Annotated in this window: 2 protein-coding genes and 1 pseudogene; 2 read left to right on the top strand and 1 reads right to left on the bottom strand. The window is 64.3% G+C overall.

The window, feature by feature from the left end:
• Window positions 1-476, top strand: a 476-nt coding sequence (locus IV091_RS13985) for an RHO alpha subunit C-terminal catalytic domain-containing protein (protein ID WP_293469755.1), incomplete at its 5' end; no start/stop codon positions are given.
• Between the two features lie 9 nt (window positions 477-485).
• Complete coding sequence (locus tag IV091_RS13980; protein WP_293469753.1) at window positions 486-1454, top strand: PDR/VanB family oxidoreductase; 969 nt, start codon at window positions 486-488, stop codon at window positions 1452-1454.
• 30 nt (window positions 1455-1484) lie between these two features.
• On the opposite strand, the pseudogene IV091_RS13975 reads toward IV091_RS13980, so the two are convergent.
• A pseudogene (locus IV091_RS13975) lies at window positions 1485-1835 on the bottom strand (acetoacetate--CoA ligase); the annotation flags it as partial.

Here is a 1835-nt window from a genome sequence, read left to right as displayed (position 1 = left end):
TCACCGCGCCACCGTTCTGGAAGCTGGCCCTGCGCGGCAACAACCTGGCCGACGATGTGCCGGTGGACCGCTGGCAGATCTGCCGCTTCACGCCGCCCAGCCATGTGATGATCGAAGTGGGCGTGGCCCATGCCGGCCATGGCGGCTACGACGCGCCGCCCGAGCACAAGGCCTACAGCGTGGTGGTGGACTTCATCACGCCCGAGACGGAAACCTCGATCTGGTACTTCTGGGGCATGGCGCGCAAGTTCAATCCGAAGGACAAGGCGCTGACCGCCACCATCCGCGAAGGCCAGGGCAAGATTTTTGGAGAAGACCTGGAAATGCTGCAGCGCCAGCAGCAGAACCTGCTGGACTACCCGGACCGCGCCTTGCTCAAGCTCAATATCGACGCCGGCGGCGTGCAGTCGCGCAAGATCCTGGACCGCATCATGGCCGAAGAGCAGGCCGCAGGTGGCGCACCGGCTGTGGCCTGAGGAATCAGCATGAGCAATTTACCGACGATTGCGGTCCGCGTGGCCCGCAAGCAACAAGAAGCCGTGGATATCTGCACCTATGAGTTGGTCGCGGAGGACGGCGGGCCGCTGCCTGCCTTCTCGGCCGGCTCGCACGTGGATGTGCACCTGCCAGGCGGCCTGACCCGCCAATACTCCCTGTGCAATGACCCGACGGAAAGCCACCGCTACCTGATCGGCGTGCTGCGCGACCCGGCGTCGCGCGGCGGCTCTGCCGCCATGCATGATCTGGTAGCTGAAGGCCAGGTGTTGCAGATCAGCGCGCCCAACAACCATTTCCCGATCGCGCACGATGCCAGCCGGCACCTGCTGCTGGCCGGCGGCATTGGCGTGACGCCCATCCTGTGCATGGCGGAGCGGCTGGCCAATACCGGCGCCGACTTCGAGATGCACTACTGCACCCGCTCGCCCGAGCGCACCGCGTTTCACCAACGCATTGCAGGCGCTGCCTTTGCGCCTAAAGTGCATTTCCATTTTGACGATGGCGCGCCTGAACAAAAACTGGACCTGGCCTCGCAGCTCAGCGCGCCGGCCAGCGGCGTGCATCTGTATGTCTGCGGGCCCAAAGGCTTCATGGATGCGGTGCTGAACACCGCCCGGGAAAAAGGCTGGCCCGAGGCGCAACTGCATTACGAGTTCTTCGCCGGCACGGTGACCAAGTCCGACAGCGACGCCAGCTTTGAGGTCCAGGTGGCCAGCTCCGGCAAGATCGTGGTGGTGCCCAAGGACAAGACCGTGGTGCAAGCCCTGGCCGATGCGGGGGTTGACGTGCAGGTGTCCTGCGAGCAAGGGGTGTGCGGCACCTGCCTGACCCGCGTGATCGAAGGCATCCCCGACCACAAGGACATGTACCTCACGCCCGAGGAGCAGGCGGCCAATGACCAGTTCTTGCCGTGCTGCTCGCGCTCCAAAACGCCAAGGCTGGTGCTGGATCTCTGAGACCGCCGTTGCCAGCGCGCCGCGAACGCTTCACGCGTGCATGCGGTCCTTGAGGGCCTTTGCATACTGGACAAAAAATTCCAGGCTGCCCGGGTTCTGCATGGCATCCGGGCTGGCCGCCTTTTCAGGCGAGCTGCCGAGCAGCAATTTTCGGATGGGCACTTCCATCTTTTTCCCGCTCAGCGTGCGGGGAATTTCAGCCACCTGCACGACTTCATTGGGGACGTGGCGCGCAGACGCCCTGGAGCGGATCTGCTGCTTGATGCGCTCCTGCAGTGCCTCGTCCAGTACCGCACCAGATTGCAGCACCACAAACAGCGGCATGAAGGAGGGCCGCCCCAGGAACTCCAGGTCGATGACCAGGCTGTCGCGCACCTCGGG

Source organism: Polaromonas sp. (genome assembly GCF_018780625.1).
GTDB lineage: Bacteria > Pseudomonadota > Gammaproteobacteria > Burkholderiales > Burkholderiaceae_C > Polaromonas.
The sequence above is the reverse complement of the archived record's forward strand: the minus strand, read 5'-3'. Positions and strand labels throughout refer to the sequence as shown.